A 23,422-nucleotide genomic window follows, 5' to 3' on the forward strand; every position below is an offset into this window, starting at 1 on the left:
CTACTCAATTGACAAGACTCCGATTTCAACGCTTTGAGTGCCCCGCTGCCCGCCTAACCACTGCACAGTGTCTTCCCTGTAGTCGTTAAATTCATCGTAATTAAAACGAGCCAGGAAAAACCGGCTGCTGACGGCGCCGTCGACTTGATTCAGCGCGACCTCATTCTCAACGAAATGTTTTCCGGCCATTACGCGGGTATCAAAAGACACGGTTGTCATACTTAAAAATCCATTCGCCTCCACAATGCCTCCCATCACTCTTATCCGCGTCATCCCTGTGCCGCCACCCAATAGACTGTGCTGGCGAAAGACTTGCGCCGCGTCCGAATCGGGAGACAACGCCACTGCTTTATCCAGTGCTGCCGAGAGGACAGCCACCTGACCGCCAGAGCAATTACGATTAGCAGATGCAACAAGTGTATCTCTCACTGAAAATGTCGCATTATCAGACGTCGAAAACAGCTCATCTGTTTCTGTCTGGGTGTAAAAGACCCAACCACATGCGGATAAGGTGCTCGTAAAAACATCAAACCACTGCGCGTCATTAAAACCGCCAGGAAAATCTTCGCCAGCTGCAAGTTGAGCAAATAAAATAGTATCAAGCGCGTCTTGTTGCCTGGCAGGCGACAAAGCCTGTGATACGGCCAAAGCGCTGCAGGCGTTTATATAAACTGAATGTTCCATATTCGCACTCCAAAAGAGGCCAGCGATATCGCATCACCGGCCTTACTTACTTAATCAGCTGCGTTCTTGCGCCGCTGAAATCTTTTACTCAGCGCCGCCTTAAAATGCGTCCCAAGGTACTCTTCCAGCTCATCCTTCAGTGCCGCATAACGAAGTGGATTAAAGGTAATATAAGAACTGCCGCGAAAGATATCGCGACCAGATGTTTTCCAGTTGAAAAAGACAGGCGCAGTTTCTGTGCTACCACCGACGCTGTCAATCGACACTAACGAAGTCAGAATAATACCGTTCGCCAGCTGGTCGCATGGCATTACCGCGAGCCTGACGCCTTTGCTCTTGGTAACTTCACGGTTATACAAATTGATCGCTTCAGGCTTCGCCTTCAGGGCATCCAATGTCGAGTCGGCAATCGCACTGAGCACCGCAGCACCAGGAATCGCCGCTTTCGCGGCATCAACACCGGCCTTAACGATATCGGTAACGATGTTATCCATTGTCAACTGATGAGAACGCTTCTGATAGGTGGTATAACCGGAGTCTGCAACAAAACAACCTGCCTCATCCATGCACTGCAGGAATGCGAGATACCACGCTTCAGGGTCATCACCTGGAACTTCGTAGCTCGCCTCCAGCTTAGAAAACTTAATGAGATTTTCGATAATCGCCATATTCTCAAGCGAAATGTTAGCGCCATAACCCACGAGCGCATTGCCCAACACCACTGCATCCAATTCTTTAGTTGGGCTAGAAGTGTCTGCTACCGTAAACGCCCTCACACGAGGAACAGCAGACTGCAATGATTGGCGCTTACTAATCCGAGCCTTCACCAAAGCAACACTTTCATCCACGCTAACGATACTTTCCATAACATCCATATTCAACGCTCCATGTATTAATTCACTTGCGCCCTTCATTGGGCACACACCGAATCTAACGCATAGCCTTCCAGCGAACAATCACCTTTGAATACATTTTATGTACAACAACAACCTCGCCCCCCGCCCACAGACCAACAAAACTAAAAATCAAAAAAAACACATAAAGAACAAACTTTACGACAACACTTCATTCAACACATATCCCTACCACTGTAATCTGCACGAGCCATATACAAGCCTGACAGCACGCTTGTAAGAAAATTACTTACTCCCCCTCATCAGGAATACCCCATGAACAATGAAATACCGCACGGACTTGTGACGAGCCACAATCTTATTTCATGTATTGGCGAACTGTCCCTGCAAGACTTTGATGATTTGACGGACTGCACACAGATCGCAACATGGTCAGCCGACCTCGGTCATAATCGCTTTGCCAACTCACAACACTGGCTGGACGAATATATTCGCACGCTGATGTTTCTTGGTTGGTCTCTTCATGAAGGGACCATCACGACACGCACACGCTCTGATATTTCGGGGAGCATTGCCGATTTTCTGGTGCGGAGCGCGCTAACCATGAACGACCCTCGACAAGGGAACGCCATGATTGACACCCTCGATGCGTTAAAGCCCGATCAACCCGCCGTGCTTTCACTGGATGAAGAAAGTCTTAAAGGGCGTCGATTCCAAGTAGCTCCTTCCCGTTACGACTCAAGTGGAAATCTTCACATGGCTGTCTTTAATCTTGAGCTGGTTGCCGATACCGAAAACAACAGCTTTTTGTTTTGGCCCTGGGAGAAACAATCAGCAAAGCTTGTACAGCAGAGTGCCTTTCTTAAATTAAACAGAGGTGTACTCGACACGAAAAGGGAACTTATGGCGACTAAGCTCCGAGAACAGATCGTGAAACGATTTGCCTTGAGGAAGAGGAAGCCATAAAACGCCACGATAGGTGAGCCACCAGAAGACGTTCTTGCTCAATGTTCACATCCTACAATCCCCCCTTCACACATTAAAAATATGTGAAGGGGGTCAGCTTATATTCGAGCGGGTGAAGCCCCCCCGAAGGAAGGTTATTAATCATGTAGCGGGCTTGTCACCATACCAGCGTGGTGTGTAGACCCAGTCACCACCCTCAGTACGCGGGAACACACAGGTGGTGGATGAGCCGATCAGCACCATGGTGCGCATGTCCACCTGTTCGGGTGTCAGTTGCCCCAGTGTGGTGACCCGCAGCGTCTGGCCCGGACGGCCGATATCCCGCCCCAGCACCACCGGCGTTTCCGGCGTGCGATGCCGGGCGACGATTTCCAGTGCACGGCCCAATTGCCACGGCCGCGAACGCGAGATCGGGTTGTAGAAGGCCAGGGCCAGGTCAGCCTCTGCCGCCAGGTCCAGACGCTTCTCGATGATCGTCCAGGGTTTCAGGTTGTCCGACAGCGACATCACGCAGAAATCATGCCCCAACGGCGCGCCCGCTTGAGCGGCGGTCGCCAATGAAGCGGAGACACCCGGCAGGATTTCCAGATCGACGCTGTGCCAGCTCGTATCGGTAGATTCGTGCAGCGCTTCGAGCACCGCCGCGGCCATGGCAAATACGCCTGGGTCGCCGGATGAGACGACCACCACTGAACGCCCTTGGGCGGCCAGTTCGAATGCGTGGCGCGCGCGCTGCATCTCCTCGCGGTTGTCGGTGCAGTGCAACACTTGATCGGCGCGGAACGGCCCGGCCATGCGCACGTAGGTTTCATAGCCGAGCACGTCGTTGGCACGAGCCAGTTCCGCCTTGACCGCCGGCACCATCAGTTCGGCAGCGCCAGGTCCCAGACCGATGACCGCCAAACGGCCACGAGGACGACCGATCTGCAACGGGTCAAGCGGTTGCTCAGCCATAGCGATGGTGATTCCGTTAACGTCACAGACGCTGACCGGCTCCGCGAGCGCGTTGCGCGCCAGTTCACCGAGACTCCCGGCAGCCGCCGCAAAACGCAGTGGCACACCCAGTTCCAGCGCCGCTTCACGTAACGCCGGGCTGGCCATTTGCTGATCGCTGGCCAACAGACACACCACCGATTGCACAGCAATGTTCGCTTGGTGCAAGGCATCGCGTATGGCGTTCGACAAGTCTGCAACGTCGGCACTCGCCGCCACCAGAACGCTTTTCGGATAGATCAGCAATTCATTGGCCGCGGGCTCACGCTCGGCGCTGCCAATATGAATGGCCAAATGCGCCTGCGAATCCTGCAGTAACTGCGCCTGATCCAGCCACGGGGCAGCACCTTCGATACGTACGCTCTCACCGGCCAGCAAATCCGAAACAAAGCGCTTGCCCAGTTCCAGATCACCCAACGCATAGCCACTCGGCGGGTTGAGCAAGCACGTGCCAAAGCGCAATTCACCACTGGTGGTGATGGCCGCAGCCACACCCAGAGCCTCAGAAATTTCGCGGGCCAGCACGTTCACCCCGCCCAGACCACCGAGCAACGGCACCACCGCACTACCATCTTCAGCAATGGCCAGCACCGCCGGTTCTGCGCCTTTTTCCAAGAGCAATGGCGCCAGCGTGCGAATGACGATGCCGGCGGCGCACAAGGCGATGATCGGCGTGTCGTGTTGATAGAGCTGGCGCAGGGTCGCGCCAAACTCGTGATAAACGTGATCTGCGCCGTCGACACGTTCGGCCAGACCGTGGATCAAGGCGCCCGGGTACAGCTGCTGGATCTTGCGTGCGGTCGCGAGGCTGCCATTGCCAAGAATGACAATCGCCGGAACTGGACGAGTCATCAGCCTTGCCACCTTTCGCCGGGAACGATGATCAACGAAAAATACGGCGAGGACATTGGCTCGACCTGATCCAGCGGCACGATCTTCTGATTGGCCATGGTGGCGCGCTCAACGTACAGCGCACGCTCTGCCAGACCGAGTTCTTCCAGCACCTGACGTACCTTGGGAAAGTTGCGCCCCAACTTCATCACCACCGCCGCGTCGGCATCGGCCAAACGACGCTTGAGCTCTTCGTGCGGTAGCACCCCGGACAACACCGACAGGCTCTGATTGCGATACACCAGCGGCGCACCGAGCACCGAAGCGCCGCCGAGCATCGAGCAGACGCCCGGCACCACTTCAGCCTCGTAACGTTCGGCCAGACGATCATGCAAATACATGTAGGAGCCGTAGAAGAACGGATCACCTTCGCAAATCACCGCCACGTCACGTCCGGCATCCAGATGCGCGGCAAGCTCTTCGCCGGCGGCGTCATAGAAATCGCTGATCACTTGCTCGTAGGAAAGCGGCGGCGCCAAGGTCTCGGTGGTCACCGGGTAGACCAGAGGCAGCAAGGTTTGCGCATCTTGCAGGTGCGCTTCGATGATGCCAAACGCATTGCCTTTTTTACCCTTGGCGACGAAGTACGCCACCACCGGCGACTCGCGCAACAGGCGCAAGGCTTTGACGGTGATCAGTTCCGGATCACCAGGGCCAACGCCAAGGCCGATCAAACGTCCAGGTTGCTGCATCATTCAATCTCCGTGGCGAGGGCATTGACCGCCGCGGCGGCCATGGCGCTACCGCCCAACCGACCCTGCATGATCACAAACGGCACGCCACGGCTGTCCGCCGCAAGCATTGCCTTGGACTCGGCGGCACCGACGAAGCCCACCGGGAAGCCGAGAATCAGCGCCGGTTTTGGCGCGCCGGCATCGAGCATTTCCAGCAAGTAGAACAACGCGGTCGGGGCATTGCCGATCACTACCACGCTGCCTTCCAGGTGCGGACGCCAAAGCTCCAGCGCCGCTGCCGAACGGGTGTTGCCGAGTTCGCGGGCCAGGTCCGGAACGCTCTCGTCACGCAAGGTGCAGATCACTGGATTGTTCGCCGGCAAGCGTGCGCGGGTCACGCCTTCGGAGACCATCCGCGCATCACACAGAATCGGCGCACCGGCCGCCAGCGCATCGCGCCCGGCCTTGCCCGCGCCTTCGGAGAATTGCAGACCGTCGATCGCCTCGACCATGCCGCAGGCGTGAATGACCCGCACCGCGAGTTTCTCCAAATCGGCCGGGATCCGGTCGAGATTAGCCTCGGCACGTATGATCGCGAAGGAATTGCGATAGATCTCCTGACCGTCGCGGATGTAATCAAGCATCAAGTGGGCTCCGTGGGCGGGCATCAAGCACTGCGCCGGCCGCTTCAATAGTGAGGTTGCGTGCTTGCAGGGCGCCGAAACCCGGCTGCCCCGCATCGCGAAAATAGAGGTCGTAATGACCGGGGCCGACCGCCAGCAAGGTGACCGGCGCGATGTGCGCGGCGGCGCACGAACGTGGGCAGCCGGACAGGTGAACCTGCGGTTGCTCAGCGTGGTTTGGCAACCCTGCGGCCAGTTGCAAGGCGTCGGCCTTGGTATCCGCCAAACCTTTTGCACACCCGGCGGAACCGGTACAGGCAACCAGATGCGTCAAGGCTTGATCAGCGCACAACAGAAAACCCAGAGCCTGTAATTGCTCACTGAGCGCCGGGGCGTCCTGATGGCGAATGTTCGGCAGCAGCAGGCTTTGCCAAGGGGTCAAACGCAGGCTGGCGTCACCGAATTCTTCGGCCAGAAGCGCCGCGCCTTTGAGCATCGAAGCATCCAGCCGTCCCAGAGGCGGGACAGCGCCGACGTAGACCCGGCCTTCCTGGCGCTGTGGATAAGTACCGATGTGCAACCCCGGGCGCAACTCGGGACGCTGCCAGTTACTGATCGGGGTCAGCGACACCCGTTCGGCCAAGGCCTGCAATAGCGACGCAAGCGAGCGCTCGGCCAGCACATGCCGCATGCGGGTCTGATCCGGTCGCGCCAGATCGAGAAACAGCTCCAGCACCGCGACCACCAAGGCGTGACCGTCATTGCGCAACACCGCCCCTGCCGGTGTATCCGTGGGGCAACCCGCCAGACCGAACGCCAGCCATTGCTCGCCATTGCGTTCAACGGCGCTCAACCAGAGGTCATGAGGATGTTCGAGCATCGCCAGCGCCTCGCCGCCATCCAGTTGCACGGCAAACTTGGCCGACAGCTGGTGAAAACGTTCGTGGTTTTGCAAGGTAGCGAGGATCTGTTCGGCCAGCGGGCGCGTATCGAACAACATCTGCCGATCAATACCGGCAGATGGGCTGAGCATCAGATTGCGCACATCATCGCCAGCCGCCGTCTTTGGGCCCAACCCGGCGGCCAGCAGGCTGTCGATCAATGGCCGGTGCTCGCTACCGATCCCGCGAATTTGCAGGTTGGCGCGGTTGGTCGCTTCGATCACCCCACCGGCATAACGCTCGGCAGCCTCGGCCACGGCCATCGCCTGGGCCGCACTGATCGACCCGCCATTCAACTTGATCCGGCAAATGCCGCCGTCCGATGCCTGGACGATACGCAGCAACCCCGGACAGGCCGAGGGGCGTAAGGCGTTGTGCATCTGACGTTCGTTCAAGGGGGCGACCGGCTAAGAGGTAGAAGCACTTCGGGGGCGAAGGCGCGGTATTATGCCTGCTTTGTCTGACGGCATGAAAAGCCTGCCCGTCGGAACATCAGGATTGAGGAATATAAATGGCCCCCTGGCTGACAGTGGTAGGCATCGGTGAAGACGGCTTCAAGGGCCTGGGCAAGAACGCTCGGCGTGCGCTGCTGGGTGCTTCGCGGATTTTCGGTGGCCAACGGCAACTGGATCTGCTGCCGGTGTGCATCCGTGGTGAGCGCCAGCTCTGGCCGAGTCCGTTTTCCCTTGAGCCCGTACTGGCGCAACGCGGTGAGCCGATCTGTGTGCTGGCCAGCGGCGATCCGATGCTGTTTGGCGTGGGCGCCAGCCTGGCGCGGCAAGTGCCGAGCGATGAAATGCTGATCCTGCCCGCGCCATCTTCCTGCTCTCTCGCTGCGGCCCGGATGGGCTGGCCATTGCAAGATCTTGTCACGCTGTCGGTGGTTGCCCGGCCAGTCGCGGCGCTGAACGCTCAGCTGTTCAGCGGCGTTCGTTTACTGGTGTTGAGCAATGACCGACACAGCCCCGCCGCCATTGCCACGCTGCTGCGTGAACGCGGTTTCGGACCGAGCCGGATGACCGTGCTGGAACACCTGGGCAGCGAGAGCGAACGACGCGTCGAGGGTATCGCCAGCGACTGGACCGACCCGGTCGTCGCCGACCTCAACCTGATTGCCATCGAGTGCCTCGCCGCCCCTGATGCGCCGCGTTTGTCGCGCCTGGCCGGCTTGCCGGATGCAGCCTTCAAGCACGATGGCCAGCTGACCAAACGCGATGTCCGCGCCATCACCCTCGCCCGTCTGGCGCCGGTGCCCGGTGAACTATTGTGGGACGTCGGCGCCGGCAGTGGTTCGATCGGCATCGAGTGGATGCGTGCGCACCCGAGTTGCCGCACGCTGGCCATCGAGGCCGATGCTGGCCGCCAGCAACTGATCGAACACAACCGCGATGCCCTCGGCGTGCCCGGCCTGCAACTGGTTCGTGGCAGTGCGCCGCAGGCGTTGGCCGGTCTTGAGCGACCCGACGCAATCTTCATCGGTGGCGGCGTGACCCGTGACGGTGTGCTTGACACCTGTTGGACGCAGCTCAAACCCGGCGGTCGGCTGGTCGCCAACGCGGTCACCCTGCAAAGCGAAATGACCTTGATGGCCTGGCGCGAACAACACGGTGGCGAACTGACGCGGATTCATATCGCTCAGGCGCAGCCGCTGGGAGAGTTCGACACCTGGCGCCAGGCGTTGCCAATCACCTTGCTGGACGTGGTCAAACCCTTCGATGCGTGACGAAACCGCCGAACAACCCGCGCCCCTGCGCAGCGGCCTGACCACCGGCAGTTGCGCCACCGCCACCAGCCTCGCCGCCGCGCGCCTGCTGCTCGGCGCGGTGACTAGCGATGCAGTGGAGATTGTGCTGCCCAAAGGCAAACAGGTGCAGATGCGCCTGGAGTTTTGTCGACTGACTGCCGACGGTGCCGAAGCCGGAACCATCAAGGATGCCGGCGATGACCCGGACGTGACCCACGGTGCATTGCTCTATAGCCAGGTGCGCTTGATCAGTGAACCCGGTATTCGTTTCAGCGCCGGCAAAGGCGTCGGCACCGTCACGCGTCCGGGGCTGGTACTGGGTGTCGGTGAGCCGGCGATCAATCCGGTGCCACGCAAGATGATCTGCGACCATCTGCTACTTCTCGCACAAGAGTTCAGCTACGGCGGCGGTTTTGAGGTGACGGTCAACGTCGAGAACGGCGAGGCCCTGGCGCTGAAAACCATGAACCCGCGATTGGGCATTCTTGGCGGGCTGTCGATCCTCGGCACCAGCGGCATCGTTCGGCCGTTTTCCTGCGCGGCGTATATTGCCTCGATCCATCAGGGTATCGATGTCGCCAAAACCAACGGTTACCTGCACATCGCCGCCTGCACCGGCAACGCCAGCGAAGACACCATGCGCCGGGTCTACGACCTGCCGGAAATTGCCCTGATCGAAATGGGCGACTTCGTCGGTGCAGTGCTCAAACATCTGCGCAAAGTGCCTGTGGATAAACTGAGCATTTGCGGCGGTTTCGGCAAGATCAGCAAACTCGCCGCCGGACATATGGATTTGCACAGTCGCCATTCCAGCATCGACCTGCCGCAACTGGCCGAATGGGCCGCAAACATTGGCGCAGACGCAGCATTGCAGCAGGGCATTCGTGAGGCCAACACCAGCCAGCAAGCCCTGGCGATGGCCAGCGCCGCCGGCATCGCCCTCGGCGATGCGGTGTGCCGGCACGCGCTGGATTTCGCCCGTAGCGTAGTGCCCAAACAGGTTCAGGTCGAAGTGTTTGCCATCGATCGCCAAGGTGGCATCGTTGGTCATGCCGGGGGACTCCAATGAAACGTCTATTGCTGCTCGGCGGTGTCACCGAAGCCCTGGCGATTGCCCGAACTCTCGGCCCGCAGCATATCTATAGTCTGGCGGGCGTGGGTCGGGTACCGACCGACCTGAACTGCCAAGTGCGAGTCGGCGGCTATGGCGGCGCTGAAGGCCTGACGCAATTCATCAAGGATCATGGCATTGATCTGTTGCTCGACGCCACCCACCCCTACGCCGCGCAGATCAGCCAGAACGCCGCCACCGCCGCACAACAAAGCGGCATCCCGTGCTGGGCGCTGCGCCGCCCGGCGTGGCAAGCGCAGGCCGGGGATGACTGGCGCGAAGTCAGCGATTGGGCCGATCTGACCGAAGCACTGAAACCATTCAAGCGTCCACTGTTCACCCTGGGCCGCGAGCCGTTGCAGCACCTGGATGAAATCCCGTCCGAGCAGTTCTGGACCTTGCGCGCGCTGGAGGTTTATCCCGGCAACGAGCGCTGCGAAGTGATCGGCGCACGCGGACCGTTTTTCATCGAAGACGAACGCGCGCTGTTCGAACGCCGGCAGATCGATGTGCTGATCAGCAAAAACAGCGGCAGCAGCGCCACCGAACCCAAGCTTGAAGTAGCCCGCGAACACCGGGTGCCGGTGCTGATCCTCAAGCGGCCAGAGTTGCCGAGGGTTGAGCGGGAGTTTGAAACGGTGGCACAGGTCCTGGCGGCACTGGCCATCAGACGCGATCTATAAATCGCCCCCGGCCGAATGTGGGAGCGAGCTTGCTCGCGATTGGGGCGATGCGGTCCGTCAGTAAAACCGCGTCATCGTTCTTCGCGAGCAAGCTCGCTCCCACAAGAAGCCGCTACACTCTTTGGGAAATGCGCTGCGACACCACACCGCACGGCGGTTTTTTACTTATCGCCCCCGATCAGGCTAAATACCCGGCTTGATCACCCACCCAACCGGATATGACCCATGTCCCGACAACGGCTAGCGTTTGCCTGGATCGCCTGCTTCGCAGTGCTGTTCAATATGCTCGCCATGCCGATGTCCGGCGCGATGGCGCAAGGTGCCAGTCAGTCGCCGGCCGAGCAGTTGTTGTGGGGCAGTTTCTGCTCGTCCAGCGGGACGAAAATGGTGGCGATTTCTCTGGGCAAACTTGAACAAAAAGCCCCTTCAAACGACGATCACTCAAACATGCAGCATTGCTGGTGCTGCTCGGGCTCGGCGCCTCTGGTGGCGTTGCCAGGCCATGTTCCGCAGCTGTATTTCGCGCGCTTCGAGGCCAATCGAAGCCGACCAGCGCCGACCCTCGACATCCCCACGCCACGCCAGCAATGGCCAAGCCTCAATCCCCGAGCTTCTCCTCTAGTCTGATTACCGTCGCAATTGATCTGCGTGTTTAATCGTTCTGGAGAACTGCCATGTTGAAGAAACTCATCGTTCTGGCCGCCTTGCTGCTGCCTGCGTGCTTTGCCAATGCCTATGAATACAAAGCCGGCGAACTGGAAATCGCACACCCTTGGTCGCAAGAGCTACCGCCCAACGCGCCAACGGTTGCCGCCTATTTCGTGATTCACAACAACGGCAAAACCGCCGACCGCCTGCTCAGCGTTGCTTCGCCGATCGCGGGGAAAGCCGAGTTGCACGAGCATGTGATGCAAAACGATTTGATGAAAATGCAGCAAGTGCCGAGCGTCGAGATTCCGGCGGGCGGCGACATCACGTTCGCGCCGATGGCCTGGCACGTGATGCTGCTGGAGCTCAAAGACCGCAGCCTGCTCCGCGACGGCAAGCGCTTCCCGCTGACCCTGCATTTCGAAAAATCCGGCGACGTGACCGTTGAGGTCGCGGTACAGAAACAACCGCCCGCCGGCACCGAAGAGCACAAGCACGCCCAGTAATCACAGCCTGCCCCCCTCCTGTGAACGCACGGCGCTCGCTCAGCGTCAGGCGACCAGTGCCGCGTAACACCTCGTTGAAGGTTGCACGCGGTAGCTGGATCAGCCTGTTCGCCATGTTGATGATCTTTATCGGCCCACTGATTTCTCAGTCGATGCCGATGAATCAACGCATGCCGATGCCAGTGAACATGAACATGTCGATGGACATGAGCATGGACATGTCGGCGAACGCCCACGCCGAGCATGACGCGCAAGCGACTGCCGAACACTGCGCACCAAAACCCGATCACCACGCGCTCTGGGAGAAATGCGGCTATTGCAGCCTGCTCTTCAACTGCCCCGCGCTGCCCGGCAGCCTGTCGTTCGCTGACTTCGACACACCTTCCGCCCACAGTTTCATCAGCCCCTCCCCCCGCCTGGGCCATGCCCGGCAAACCGTCTTCCCCGGCGCCCGCACTCGCGCCCCACCCATCGTCGCGTAAACACCCAAACCACTACTCATACGGCCGACTGTAGAGAACGACAGCCGAAGGCTGCTGGCCGTGTTGTTGACGACTGATTGATGGAACCTTTATGTCCAGGTTTTCTGCTGACACACGCTTGAGCGCTGCTCAGGCATTTTTCGCCCTGAACGCGCCACGCGCCCGTTTCAAACAGGCCACTGCCGTTCTGTGCGGCGCCCTGCTTTCCCCGTTGGCCAGCGCGGCCGAGCAAACGGTTGATCACAGCCAACACACCGAAGAACTGAGCCCGACGGTGATCACCGCTATCGCCCCAAGCTCACCGCTGACCATCGTCACCAACCCCAAAGACCCGCGCCAGCCAGTGCCGGCCAGCGATGGTGGCGACTACCTGAAGACCATTCCCGGCTTCGCGCTGGTTCGCAATGGCGGCACCAACGGCGATCCAGTGCTGCGCGGCATGTTCGGTTCGCGGCTGAACATTCTCACCAACGGCGGCATGATCCTCGGTGCCTGCCCTGGCCGGATGGACGCCCCGACCTCCTACATCTCACCGGAAACCTACGACAAGCTGACCGTCATCAAAGGCCCGCAAACGGTACTCTGGGGACCTGGCGCCTCTGCCGGCACCGTCCTGTTCGACCGCGAGCCGGAAAGCTTCGGCGAGCTGGGCACTCGGGTGAACGCCAGCCTGCTGGCCGGTTCCAACGGGCGTTTCGACAAACTCGTCGACGCCGCTGCCGGTGGCCCACAGGGTTACATCCGGGTGATCGGCAACACGGCTCACGCCGACGATTACCGCGACGGCAACAACGACACCGTGCCGTCGCGCTACGACAAGTGGAACGGCGATGTCGCCCTGGGCTGGACGCCGGATGCCGACACGCTGCTGGAGTTGACCGCCGGCAAGGGTGACGGCGAGGCACGTTCGGCCGGGCGCGGCATGGACGGTTCGCAGTTCAAGCGCGAAAGCCTGGGCCTGCGTTTCGAGAAATCGAATCTCGGCGAAGTGCTGGATAAAGTCGAAGCGCAGGTCTACTACAACTACGCCGACCACGTGATGGACAACTACACCCTGCGCACGCCGTCCGGTACCGGGATGATGGCCGGGCCCATGGCCTCCAACGTCGACCGCCGCACCCTCGGTGCACGGATCAAGGCCACCTGGCGCTGGGCCGATGTGCAGTTGATCAGCGGCATCGATGCGCAAACCAACGAACACCGTCAGCGCGCCGCCATGGGCATCGACACCTACAAGGACGTGCCGCGTAACAAAGATGCGAACTTCCATAACTACGGCGTTTTCAGTGAGCTGACCTGGTACGCCGCCGACCGTGATCGCCTGATCAGCGGTGCGCGACTGGACCGCGCCTCGGCCAAGGATTTTCGTCAGACCATCGGTTCCGGGATGATGAGCCGACCCAACCCGACCGCCGACAAGAGCCGTGCCGATACCTTGCCGAGCGGTTTCGTGCGCTATGAACATGACCTGGCGGACAGCCCGACCACGCTCTACGCCGGTCTCGGCCACGCTGAACGCTTCCCGGACTACTGGGAGCTGTTCTCGCCAAAATCCGGCCCGGCTGGTTCGCTCAACGCTTTCGATTCGATCAAGCCAGAGAAAACCACTCAGATCGACTTCGGCCTGCAATACAAAAACCAGGACCTTGAAGCCTGGGTCTCGGGTTATGTCGGCGAAGTGCACGACTACATCCTGTTCGATTACACCCCCGGCATGATGGGCATGACCTCACGGGCCGAGAACATCAATGCGCGCATCATGGGTGGCGAGCTCGGCGCAGCCTACAACCTCACCTCCCATTGGAAAGCCGACGCGACCCTGGCCTACGCCTGGGGCAAAGACACCACCCACGGCACGGCACTGCCGCAAATGCCACCACTGGATGCACGTTTCGGCCTGACCTACAGCGAAGACAACTGGAGCGCGGGCGCCTTGTGGCGAGTGGTCGCGGCGCAGAACCGCATCGAGCAGAACAAGGGCAACGTAGTCGGCAAAGACTACGACAAGAGCCCAGGTTTCGGGGTGTTCTCGCTCAACGGAGCCTACCGGATCGACAAGCACTGGAAGGTCAGTACCGGCGTCGACAACCTGTTTGGCAAGGCGTACGCCGAGCATTTGAACCTGGCCGGCAACGCCGGGTTCGGCTACCCGGCCAATAACCCGCAAGCGATCAACGAACCAGGGCGCACGTTCTGGACCAAGGTCGATATGAGCTTCTAAAGGCATCGCGAGCAAGCTCGCTCCCACACGATCGGTATGAACCTGTGGGAGCGAGCTTGTTCGCGATCGGTTGCGCAGCGACCGCAAACAAACAACAAAGATCCACGCCAAGCGGAGCATCTGATGAAACAACCCAAACCGAATTTCTACAACCTGGCCTGGCGCTGGCATTTTTATGCCGGGCTGTTCGTTGCGCCGTTCATGGTGATGCTGGCCTTGACCGGCATCGTTTACCTGTTCAAACCGCAACTCGACCCACTGATGTACGGCAGCCTGCTCAATGTGCCGGGCGGCCATCACACCGTCAGTGCCGATGAGTTGCTGCGTCGTGTCAAAGAGGCTTATCCACAGGGCCAGATCAAGCAGTACCTGCCACCGCTCAATGCCGAGCGCAGTGCGCAGTTTGTCGTTAAAAATGCTGGCAGCGAGCTCAACGTCTTCATCGATCCGTATCACGCCGATATCCTCGGTGAGCAGGACGCGAAGAGAAACCTGCAAGCTATCGCCCGGGCCATTCACGGCGAGTTGATGATCGGCACCGTCGGTGATCGGCTGGTCGAACTGTCTGCCGGCTGGGGCGTTGTGCTGGTGGTTTCCGGGGTGTTCCTCTGGTGGCCACGCGGGCGAACCGGCGCAGGGATCGTGTGGCCGCGATTCAGCATTCGCGGACGTGTGCTCTGGCGTGACCTGCACGCCGTGACCGGGTTCTGGGGCGCGGCGTTTCTGCTGGTGATGCTGCTCAGCGGCATGACCTGGACCGGTTTCTGGGGCAAGCAATACGCCGAAGTCTGGAACCGCTTCCCGGCAGCCATGTGGGATAACGTGCCCAAGTCCGACCAGGAAGCCCGCAGCCTCAACACGGCCACTCGCCAGACCGTGCCCTGGGCCATGGAAAACACGCCGCTGCCGATGTCCGGCGACCACGCCGAACACATGGCGCACAACGGCGGCAGCAGTGCCCCGGCCGCGCCGACCATCAACCTGCAAGACGTGCAGGACATCGCCGTTCAACGCAAGGTCGAGCCGGGTTACAGCATCACCTTCCCGACCACCGCCAGCGGCGTGTTCACCATCGCCGTGTTCGCCGACGACCCGCGCAACGACGCCACCCTGCATGTCGACCAGTACAGCGGCGAAGTGCTGGCCGACGTGCGCTGGCAGCATTACGGCAACGTCGCCCGCGCCACGGAAATGGGCGTGATGCTGCACGAAGGCAAGCTGTTCGGGCCGTTCAACCAGATCGTCGTGTTGCTGATCTGCCTGATGATCCTGCTCAGCGCCGTCAGCGGTGTCGTGATCTGGTGGAAGCGCCGCCCGCAGGGCAAGCTCGGCGTTCCGCCGTTGCGTCATGACCTGCCGACCTGGAAAACCGGGGTGTTCATCATCCTCGCATTAGCGGTGGTGTTCCCGTTGGTGGGCGCTTCGCTGATCGTGGTGTGGCTGCTCGACCGCGTGCTGCTGTCGCGCTTGAACCGCCAGCCTGAATCGGCCTCATCTTCATCCTGAATACAGCGAACTACATCAAAGGGCGCGCCAGACACTACAATCGCGCCCGCAGTTTGATCGTTCCCACGCTCTGCGTGGGAATGCAGCCCGGGACGCTCCGCGTCCCAAAAGCGGACGCAGAGCGTCCATTGAGGCGTTCCCACGCAGAGCATGGGAACGATCTTAGGGAAATGCATGACCTCGCTGAACCTCACCCACCTCGCCTGGACACCACTGGGCCATGGCCACTGTCATCACCAGTTCCAGCTGCGTGAGGCCAGTCTGCATGTGGCAGCCGGCGAGTTCGTCGGTTTGATCGGGCCCAACGGCAGCGGCAAGACCAGCCTGCTGCGCTGTGCCTATCGGTTCAGCAAACCGGAATCCGGCGAGGTGCATCTGGCCCATCACAATGTCTGGAAGCAGTCGTCGCGCTGGTGTGCACAACGCATTGCCGTGGTGTTGCAGGAGTTCCCCGATGCCTTCGGCCTGACCGTCGACGAAGTGGTCGCCATGGGCCGCACACCGCACAAAGGTCTGTTCGATGGCGATACCCTGGAAGATCGCCGAATCGCCGAACAGGCCCTGGAGTCGGTAGGCCTCAAAGGCTTCGAAGATCACGCCTTCGCCACGCTGTCGGGTGGCGAAAAACAACGCGTTATTCTCGCCCGCGCCCTGACCCAGCAACCGCAATTGCTGATCCTCGACGAGCCGACCAACCACCTCGACCCACGCTATCAGCTCGAACTGCTGCAACTGGTCAAACGCTTGCAGATCGGCACCCTGGCGAGCATCCACGACCTCAACCTGGCCGCGGCGTTCTGCGATCGGCTGTACGTGATCGACCATGGACGCATCGTCGCCAGCGGCACGCCAAAACAAGTGCTGACCACCACGCTGCTGCGCGAGGTGTTCGGCGTCGACGCGCTGATCGATGAACACCCGCTGTCCGGCTACCCCCGAATTACCTGGATAACCCAACATGACTTTGCGCACCCTGCTCCGCTCCAGCCTGTCCATCGCCCTGCTGCTGGGCAGCGCCCAGGCATTCGCCGAAGCGACTCGTTACCCGTTGACGATACAGAGCTGCAACCGTGAAGTGACGTTCAAGGAGGCGCCGAAACACGCCCTCAGTCACGACATCAACATGACCCAGATGATGCTCGCCCTCGGCCTCAAGCCGCGGATGGTCGGCTACAGCGGTATCAGTGGCTGGAAAGCCGTGACACCCGAGATGCAGAGCATTCTCGACGGCCTGCCGGAACTCGCCGCCAAGTACCCATCGGTGGAAACCCTGCTCAACGCCAACGTCGATTTCTTCTTCGCCGGCTGGGATTACGGCATGCGCATTGGCGGCGACCTGACCCCGCAAACCCTCGGGCCGCTGGGGATCAACGTTTATGAACTGAGCGAGTCCTGCGCCTTCGTGATGAAGCGCCCGGCCGCCAGCCTGGATGACACCTACAACGACCTGCGCAACCTCGGCAAGATCTTCGACGTACAGGATCGCGCCAACCGCTTGATCAGCGACATGCAGGCGCAAGTGGCGGAGGTTCGCAAAAACCTGCCAAGTGAAAAACCGCGCGTGTTCCTCTACGACAGCGGCGAAGACCGGGCCATGACCTCGGGTCGCCTGGGGATGCCGCAAGCACTGATCGACGCCGCCGGCGGGCGCAACATTCTCGATGACGTCGACGCGAGCTGGACCCGGGTCAACTGGGAAAACGTCGTCGAGCGCAACCCGCAGGTGATCGTGATCGTCGACTACGGCGAAGTCAGTGCCGAGCAAAAGGAACAATTTCTACTGAACAACAAGGCCCTGCAGTCGGTAGACGCGATCAAGAACCAGCGCTTCATTGTCATCCCTTACGTGCAGGCCACGCCGGGGATCGACAACGTGCTGGCGGTTGAAACCCTGGCCAAGGGTTTCCACGGCGAATGATCAATCGTCGTTATGCCTTGTTGCTGGTTGCCCTCGGCGCGCTATTGCTGGTGTCGTGTGTGGTATCGCTGGGTTTTGGCTCGGCACGGGTGCCGGTGGACGTGGTCTGGCGGATTCTGCTGCACAAGGCATTCGATGCTGGCGAAGTGAACTGGAGCGCCGGGCAGGAACATATCGTCTGGCTGATCCGCGTCCCGCGCATGCTGCTTGGCGCACTGGTGGGGGCCGGGCTGGCGCTGATCGGCGCGGTGTTGCAGGCGGTCACGCGCAACCCGCTGGCCGATCCCCATCTGCTGGGCGTGACGTCCGGCGCGACCCTTGGTGCGGTGATCGTGGTGCTGCATGTGGGCGAGATCGTCGGCCTGCTGACCTTGCCGATCGCCGCGTTTATCGGTGCGTTGCTGAGCATGCTGGTGGTGCTGATAATCGCCAACCGCAACGGTCGGCTGGACAGTGATCGACTGCTGCTGTGCGGCGTGGCGGTGTCGTTCGTGATGATGGCGGTCGCCAACCTGCTGCTGTTTCTCGGCGACCACCGCGCCAGTTCTGCGGTGATGTTCTGGATGCTCGGCGGCCTCGGGCTGGCACGCTGGGAGTTGCTGGCAGTGCCAGCGGCCAGCGTGCTGCTCGGGTTGGTATTGCTGGTGGGCATGGCCCGACCGCTGAATGCGTTGATGGCAGGTGAACAGACCGCAGTGACCCTCGGGCTCAATGCACGCTCCGTACGGTTGCGGGTGTTTTTGATAGCGTCGCTGATGACCGGGGTGCTGGTGTCGATCAGCGGCTCCATCGGCTTTGTCGGGCTGATGGTGCCGCATATCGCGCGGCGCCTGGTGGGCGCCGAGCATCGTCGACTGCTGCCAGTGTGCGTGTTGCTCGGCAGTGTGTTTCTGGTGTGGGTCGATGTCGCCGCACGCACGTTGATCGCTCCGGAGGATTTGCCAATCGGAGTTGCCACCGCAGCCATCGGTGGCCTGTTCTTCATCGGCCTGATGCGCAGAAGATGAGTTGCATCCGCCACGCAACAGGCAATCGGATAATCAGAGCTCGTCCCGACGCCGGACAATCCCGAGACCGGGTGGCTGTTGCCGACGCTCACGCCACTTGATGCCCATGCGACCGGTCTGCCGCCAGTAATGCCCGGCCACCAGTACCCTGAACTCCCCAAGATCGACAAGCCTGGAGATAAACGCTCCCGGGGAAAGCAGAGCCTCCCACTTTCCATCCCTGAACTCGACCGGTTTCATCAATAGCAGGTCTCTTTCTGCGTGTGTGTAACCGGGAGTGTATTTAAGCAATACACCGTGAGGGGTTGAGTAGTAATAGTCCTTGATCTCGAATCCTTTGCTTTTGAGGTCATGGGTATGTGCGTACACCATGGAAGGTGAGGCGAAATTGGCATAGACCTGCTCGGCATCCGGGGCGAGTGTCGTGTTGCCCGAAAAGTACAGCTGATGGCTCGCCACAAGCGTGTAACCGTCGGGATAACGTGGCGCCGGAGCATGGAGCGTCGTGGAAGGATCCTTCGCCTTGCGGAAAATCCGCGCGACGAGACTTTCTCCGGTCGCAGAACTTGCCTGGGGTTCAAGCGGGACGAAACGGGCTGCGCGATTCAGAAGCGATGACGTCCGGGCAAGTATTGCGCTCTCAAAACCGGTATCCCCCTCATAACCCTCCCCCGCTCGCTGCTGGGTATAGCGCGCGGCATCATCGGGATGATGAAAAACCGGCCCCAGTGCCGACACCGGCCGGGCGGCCCAGCGCTCGGTGTCGGAAACATCCGCCATGCGCGGTTGCCAGTTCTCGTCGACCACACCATGTCTTGACCAGTACGCACTGGTCACGATGACTTCGAGTTTGCCGGCCCGTGCCATACGATGGATGTAGTTCGCAGAGTCCAGCCTGCCTCGCATGTAGTCAGTTTCATCCTTCCTTGCCCGCTCCAGGGCCGCGAACTGGTTAGGCCTGAATTCGACCTGTCCAGCGGAGTCGTAAAAATCCCCCGGTTCAAAGGGCGCCATGTCGAATCGCAACAACGCACCATCGGCGCAGGAGAAGTAGATCGGCTTGTAGCCCTGATGAGTGGACGCCGCCGTGCATGCCTGATTAACAAATATCGGCGAAGGAATGAATCGTCGCGGGTCATCTTCCCGCGCGCCTTCCGGGACCGCTGCCGAACGCAAATAAAGGGCTTGTACGGAATAGTTGCCGGGCACTGCACCTTGAGGAAAAACACGGTCAAGTGCCATCCAGGAAAGCTGGATCTCCACTGGCAGACTGCCGATAAAAACGCCATCCCGATCGCTGCGCAAAATGAAACCGAAGGTCAGGAGCCAGCTGTGGCGCGGGCCTTCACTCACATAGCGCGCCGCCGCGTCCTGCTGAATGAATGCCGGGCTGTAGGTGGGAGTGGTCACTGCCTTTTGGTAACCAACCGCCGGAGAAGGCGCAACCGCAGGATAAGGAGACCAATGGGTCACCGGGCCGCTTGCCCCCCATAATCGACTGCCGGTGACAACGTGCAGATAACCTGCCTGCGCCAGGGAGTTGACCCATGCACTGGGCGTCAATGCACCGCTATGGATCTGCTGTTTGATTTTCTTGCCGTCGAGATCACCCGGCAGCCGCTGGAAGTCTGTCAGGATGTTCGCGAGGTTGGCACGCAAACGGCTCAGCACACCCGCGTCATATCGAATCAATGATCCGTCAGGCCCGAGCAGGTATTCACTCAATTTCGCATGATCGCCGGGGCGGGTAAAAGCCGAGTACAGCGTATCGACCGACAACATGTTCAAGTAGGTCTGCTTCTGGATCTCGGAAAAAACCAGCGGTAACTCAGTTGGCAATCGCGCCCGGTAACGTGCCACAACGTGACAATCTTGGGGAAACACTCCCGCACGCAAGCTTTCATCCGGGAAAATCAGCTGGACGTCGAAGTCTTCCTGAGGCACTTCAACCGGTTCGGTGGCCAGGTACAGGCCATCCGCTCGCTTCAGCAGCACGCCACCAAAGAGTTTGTCTGGATGATCAGGCAGTCGGGAACGGACATACGCCGCAGCATCATCCTGAAAACTGAATGCCGGGCCGAGCTTGCGACGCTCCAGATTTATGAAGGGGCGCCATTGCTGATCCACCGGCCAGGGCCTGTCCCAACACAGGCTCGTGCGCATGACAGTCAATTGACCTTGACTGGCCACCGTCCGGACAAAATCTGCAGGCTGCAGTTTTCCGCTGGCCAGTTTTTCCTTGAAATCCTCCAGCCCCATGTTGGGTGTGTCGATGTCGAACAGCTTGCTCTCCCGATTCTGTTCATATTTCAGCAGGGCACCATCCTGAGTGGAAATGTAAAGCGCAATGGGCTTGTCTGGTTCCGTGACCGGACGGCGCCGCGAGTAATTCACCGCTATAAAGAGATCATCAGGTGAAATGAAGTATTGCGACAGCCAGGAGCCAGGTTTGTCAGACGGATGTTTCACACGCTGGCGCGAGTAAAAGAATGCATACCGGATGAAGCCTTCGGGGTACAGGTACCAAGGCGGCGTTCTGGAAACACCAAACAGGCTCTGCTGCTCGAACACGGTGTTTCTTTCGTCGCCGACAGGCACCAGCTCGGAGGCGACATATTTCTCCCGATCCTTGTGCTTGAGGATAAAACCGAACCATGCTTTTTCCTGGTCGTACAGACGCACGTCCCGGGTATATCGATCCATTGCGGCGTCATCCGATGAGGAGAAAACCGCACCGAATGCGACGTGTTCGGGACGCTTCCATTTCCATGGCAAGGAAGGGACAGACCATGCAGCCGTCACCTGTCCACGAGGCCCCCACAGTTCATTGTTCACCACAACAGTCATTCGGCCGGCCGCCGCCTGCTCTCTGATGAAATCGCTTGGCTTCTTGATGCCGGTATCGAGCTCGACTGCCAATGGGCCAGGCTGTTTTTTTGTACCTAAACGTGTTGCCAATGCTTGTGCAATTGTTGTCTCAAACGGTTCGAACCTGACAAGGCTGTTCTGGCTACCGGATAAGTAGACAGGAATCTCATCAAGCAAAACCTGCCTCATCTCCTCGACACTAATCATTTGCACACTCAGTGCCGCCTCTTGCCGGGACCACTTCAGCCTGTCCACCTTCACAGGATCAAGCCGCGACAGCGCCTCGTGCGAGACATAACGCCCCTGCAATTCATGGTCGATAGGAAAAATGGAGCGCCCCTCGTTGTCGCTCGGATAAAACTGACCATGGCTGAGCGACTCGATCCCGCCTTCAAGCGGCTCGGTAACGAAAAAGCGCTTGTCAAAACGCTGAAAAACATAGCCTGCGTATTGGCGGTCACGTCGATTGCCAATCCGCCCGTGGACATAACGGACGGCGTCGTCTGCCGATAAAAATTCAGGACTCAACGTCGGCCAGGGGAAGTCTGCGAAGGGAACCCAGTCGAGCCCGACCCTCCCCAATCGAGCCCACAACGCACTCACCCGCAATACTTCCAGCCGCCCGGCCAGAGCGAGCGTCGAGACAAACTCGCGCGGTCTGAGCGTTCCGGCGAGCATTTTGGATTGCAGGCCACCATCACCAACGGTGCCATCCGCGTTCTTCACGCTCAGCGCCGATTCAATCTCGGAACCACTGAAGCTGTACTTCAACATCGAGAAATCCCTGGCCTGCATGTACAGCGACATCGGCTTTTCGGAATCGGACAGCGGCTTGCTCAAGGCCTGACATGCAATGGCCAGGGCCATCTCACCGGGAGTGAAGAAATTCTCGTAAAGCCAGGGCTGACTCGGGGGAAACAGGGCAGGATCAGGATGGGACGCATAATAAAAACCCTCCAGCACATAGCCGGCCGGCAGCTTCAGCCGGCCGTCGTCACCGCGAGGAAAAAACTGCGTCGGATCCCATGCCGATTGGCCGGCGACACGCGCCTGTGTTGCGACGTACTCATTCGCCGCACGCTTTTTGAGCAGCAATCCCGAAGTCTGGGCGTTTCTGGTTTTCAATGCAGCGAGTACTGCCCGCTCGGCATTGGCGCAAATGCGTGTCATCAATGGCAACTCAGTTATCACCCCCTTGGAGAAGGCTTTGCCTGGCTGCCAGTCCGACGGCACTTTACCGACGGAACCGGCCCAATCCGCATTCGACACAATGACTTTAAGCTCACCGATCGAGGCGACCTTTCGGATGACGTTCGCCACCCCGAAAACCCCGACTGGGTTGCCGGGCGGCGCACCCGCTTTAAGCCAGAGGTAATAGCTGAATTCTTCCTTCGAACCGCTGGGCGAATATTTCAGCAGCAACCCATCAGGGCCAGAGAGATAGGCGCTACGAAAAAAACTGCGCTCTGCGACATCGGCGACGAAATCCATGTCGGAGAAAAAATTGATAAAAAGCCTGAGTGTGACTTCATCCTGGCCAGAATTGGCTTCGCGGACTTTATCGTGTGCCGGCGGATGTGAATGGACATTCGCGACACAGGTATAACCTTGGGGATGCACATAGCCGCCGTGGGCGTCGACATTCAGAATGGTTCTGAAATCAAAAGTGTTCACCCCGCCCCCCACGGGTGTTGTGGCTGCGAATTCGCCGTCCGGCAATTGCACGATCACACTTCCGTATTCCCGGTCCCGGTTGGCCGGAATCCGACTATGGGCCCAAAAAGCGGCGTCCTCCTCAGTCAGGAACCCCGGGCTCAGTTTTGGAAGGCTGGCTTTGGGTGGCGGTACGGCGGCGCGGATTTCCCGGCCTGACATGTCATTCATGATAAAAATCCTGCGAAAAATAGTGGGATAACTACCGAATGAGTATTGCCATGCGTGCGCCTGGATCAGCGGTACATATCTATTGTTTGTGTATCCACTCCTCTACAGTCTTCGCCCGTGGATGCAGCACCATTTGCGCGCAGACAGGCGCACCCGGTCAGCCTCTCTGCCTGTTAATAGTGCAGCCTTCGATGTGCCCGCCAATGTTTGCTCTTCTG

The 23,422-nt window shown here is 59.7% G+C and carries 18 protein-coding genes and 1 pseudogene; 12 read left to right on the forward strand and 7 right to left on the reverse strand.

Features of this window, described 5'->3' with window-relative positions:
• Both AC1DIG_RS19685 and AC1DIG_RS19690 read right to left on the reverse strand, forming a co-directional pair.
• Entirely contained in the window at positions 1-684 is a 684-nt protein-coding gene (locus tag AC1DIG_RS19685) for a hypothetical protein (protein WP_477768642.1), read from the reverse strand.
• A gap of 50 nt (positions 685-734) precedes the next feature.
• The gene (locus AC1DIG_RS19690; protein WP_477768643.1) at positions 735-1,559 is read right to left on the reverse strand and encodes a hypothetical protein; all 825 of its coding nucleotides are present in this window, start codon (positions 1,557-1,559) and stop codon (positions 735-737) included.
• A 294-nt stretch (positions 1,560-1,853) separates the two neighbouring features.
• On the opposite strand from AC1DIG_RS19690, the gene AC1DIG_RS19695 reads away from it, so the two are divergent.
• The gene (locus AC1DIG_RS19695) at positions 1,854-2,504 is read left to right on the forward strand and encodes a hypothetical protein (protein WP_477768644.1); all 651 of its coding nucleotides are present in this window, start codon (positions 1,854-1,856) and stop codon (positions 2,502-2,504) included.
• Between the two features lie 141 nt (positions 2,505-2,645).
• On the opposite strand, the gene cobJ is transcribed toward AC1DIG_RS19695, so the two are convergent.
• The 4 genes from cobJ to cobG are packed head-to-tail and all read right to left on the reverse strand — an operon-like array spanning position 2,646 to position 7,006.
• Positions 2,646-4,349: a precorrin-3B C(17)-methyltransferase gene (cobJ, locus tag AC1DIG_RS19700; protein WP_477768645.1), complete on the reverse strand. Its 1,704-nt coding sequence runs from the start codon at positions 4,347-4,349 to the stop codon at positions 2,646-2,648.
• The gene (locus AC1DIG_RS19705) at positions 4,349-5,080 is read right to left on the reverse strand and encodes a precorrin-2 C(20)-methyltransferase (RefSeq protein ID WP_477768701.1); all 732 of its coding nucleotides are present in this window, start codon (positions 5,078-5,080) and stop codon (positions 4,349-4,351) included. Before AC1DIG_RS19705 ends, cobJ begins: the two co-directional genes overlap by 1 nt.
• Positions 5,080-5,706 (reverse strand): precorrin-8X methylmutase, encoded by a 627-nt coding sequence (locus AC1DIG_RS19710; RefSeq protein ID WP_427529489.1) that lies wholly within the window; start codon positions 5,704-5,706, stop codon positions 5,080-5,082. Before AC1DIG_RS19710 ends, AC1DIG_RS19705 begins: the two co-directional genes overlap by 1 nt.
• The gene (gene cobG, locus AC1DIG_RS19715) at positions 5,699-7,006 is read right to left on the reverse strand and encodes a precorrin-3B synthase (RefSeq protein WP_477768646.1); all 1,308 of its coding nucleotides are present in this window, start codon (positions 7,004-7,006) and stop codon (positions 5,699-5,701) included. The genes AC1DIG_RS19710 and cobG overlap by 8 nt, the downstream gene beginning before the upstream one ends.
• A 131-nt stretch (positions 7,007-7,137) precedes the next feature.
• On the opposite strand from cobG, the gene cbiE reads away from it, so the two are divergent.
• The 11 genes and pseudogenes from cbiE (at position 7,138) to AC1DIG_RS19770 (ending at position 18,452) form a co-directional block, all read left to right on the forward strand.
• On the forward strand, positions 7,138-8,349 hold the full coding sequence (gene cbiE, locus AC1DIG_RS19720; protein WP_477768647.1) for a precorrin-6y C5,15-methyltransferase (decarboxylating) subunit CbiE: 1,212 nt from the start codon (positions 7,138-7,140) through the stop codon (positions 8,347-8,349).
• On the forward strand, positions 8,342-9,439 hold the full coding sequence (locus AC1DIG_RS19725) for a cobalt-precorrin-5B (C(1))-methyltransferase (RefSeq protein WP_477768648.1): 1,098 nt from the start codon (positions 8,342-8,344) through the stop codon (positions 9,437-9,439). The genes cbiE and AC1DIG_RS19725 overlap by 8 nt, the downstream gene beginning before the upstream one ends.
• Positions 9,436-10,164, forward strand: a complete 729-nt coding sequence (locus AC1DIG_RS19730) for a cobalt-precorrin-6A reductase (protein ID WP_477768649.1) — start codon at positions 9,436-9,438, stop codon at positions 10,162-10,164. Before AC1DIG_RS19725 ends, AC1DIG_RS19730 begins: the two co-directional genes overlap by 4 nt.
• Positions 10,165-10,389: 225 nt before the next feature.
• Complete coding sequence (locus tag AC1DIG_RS19735; protein WP_103316987.1) at positions 10,390-10,791, forward strand: DUF2946 domain-containing protein; 402 nt, start codon at positions 10,390-10,392, stop codon at positions 10,789-10,791.
• A gap of 47 nt (positions 10,792-10,838) precedes the next feature.
• Positions 10,839-11,318, forward strand: coding sequence for a copper chaperone PCu(A)C (locus tag AC1DIG_RS19740; RefSeq protein ID WP_477768650.1), 480 nt, complete (start codon positions 10,839-10,841; stop codon positions 11,316-11,318).
• Positions 11,319-11,374: 56 nt separating this feature from the next.
• A complete protein-coding gene (locus AC1DIG_RS19745) occupies positions 11,375-11,800 on the forward strand; it encodes a DUF2946 domain-containing protein (RefSeq protein WP_477768651.1) in 426 nt (141 codons plus the stop codon).
• A gap of 91 nt (positions 11,801-11,891) precedes the next feature.
• Positions 11,892-14,021, forward strand: coding sequence for a TonB-dependent copper receptor (locus tag AC1DIG_RS19750; protein ID WP_477768652.1), 2,130 nt, complete (start codon positions 11,892-11,894; stop codon positions 14,019-14,021).
• Positions 14,022-14,144: 123 nt separating this feature from the next.
• On the forward strand, positions 14,145-15,527 hold the full coding sequence (locus tag AC1DIG_RS19755) for a PepSY-associated TM helix domain-containing protein (protein WP_477768653.1): 1,383 nt from the start codon (positions 14,145-14,147) through the stop codon (positions 15,525-15,527).
• 174 nt (positions 15,528-15,701) lie between these two features.
• Positions 15,702-16,484 (forward strand): annotated as a pseudogene (locus tag AC1DIG_RS19760) (ABC transporter ATP-binding protein); the annotation flags it as partial.
• Position 16,485: 1 nt separating this feature from the next.
• Entirely contained in the window at positions 16,486-17,445 is a 960-nt protein-coding gene (locus tag AC1DIG_RS19765) for an ABC transporter substrate-binding protein (protein ID WP_477768654.1), read from the forward strand.
• Complete coding sequence (locus AC1DIG_RS19770) at positions 17,442-18,452, forward strand: FecCD family ABC transporter permease (RefSeq protein ID WP_477768655.1); 1,011 nt, start codon at positions 17,442-17,444, stop codon at positions 18,450-18,452. The genes AC1DIG_RS19765 and AC1DIG_RS19770 overlap by 4 nt, the downstream gene beginning before the upstream one ends.
• Before the next feature lie 33 nt (positions 18,453-18,485).
• On the opposite strand, the gene AC1DIG_RS19775 is transcribed toward AC1DIG_RS19770, so the two are convergent.
• The gene (locus AC1DIG_RS19775; protein WP_477768656.1) at positions 18,486-23,204 is read right to left on the reverse strand and encodes a DUF4329 domain-containing protein; all 4,719 of its coding nucleotides are present in this window, start codon (positions 23,202-23,204) and stop codon (positions 18,486-18,488) included.
• Positions 23,205-23,422 lie beyond the last annotated feature (218 nt).

Source organism: Pseudomonas sp. 05N431 (genome assembly GCF_056397005.1).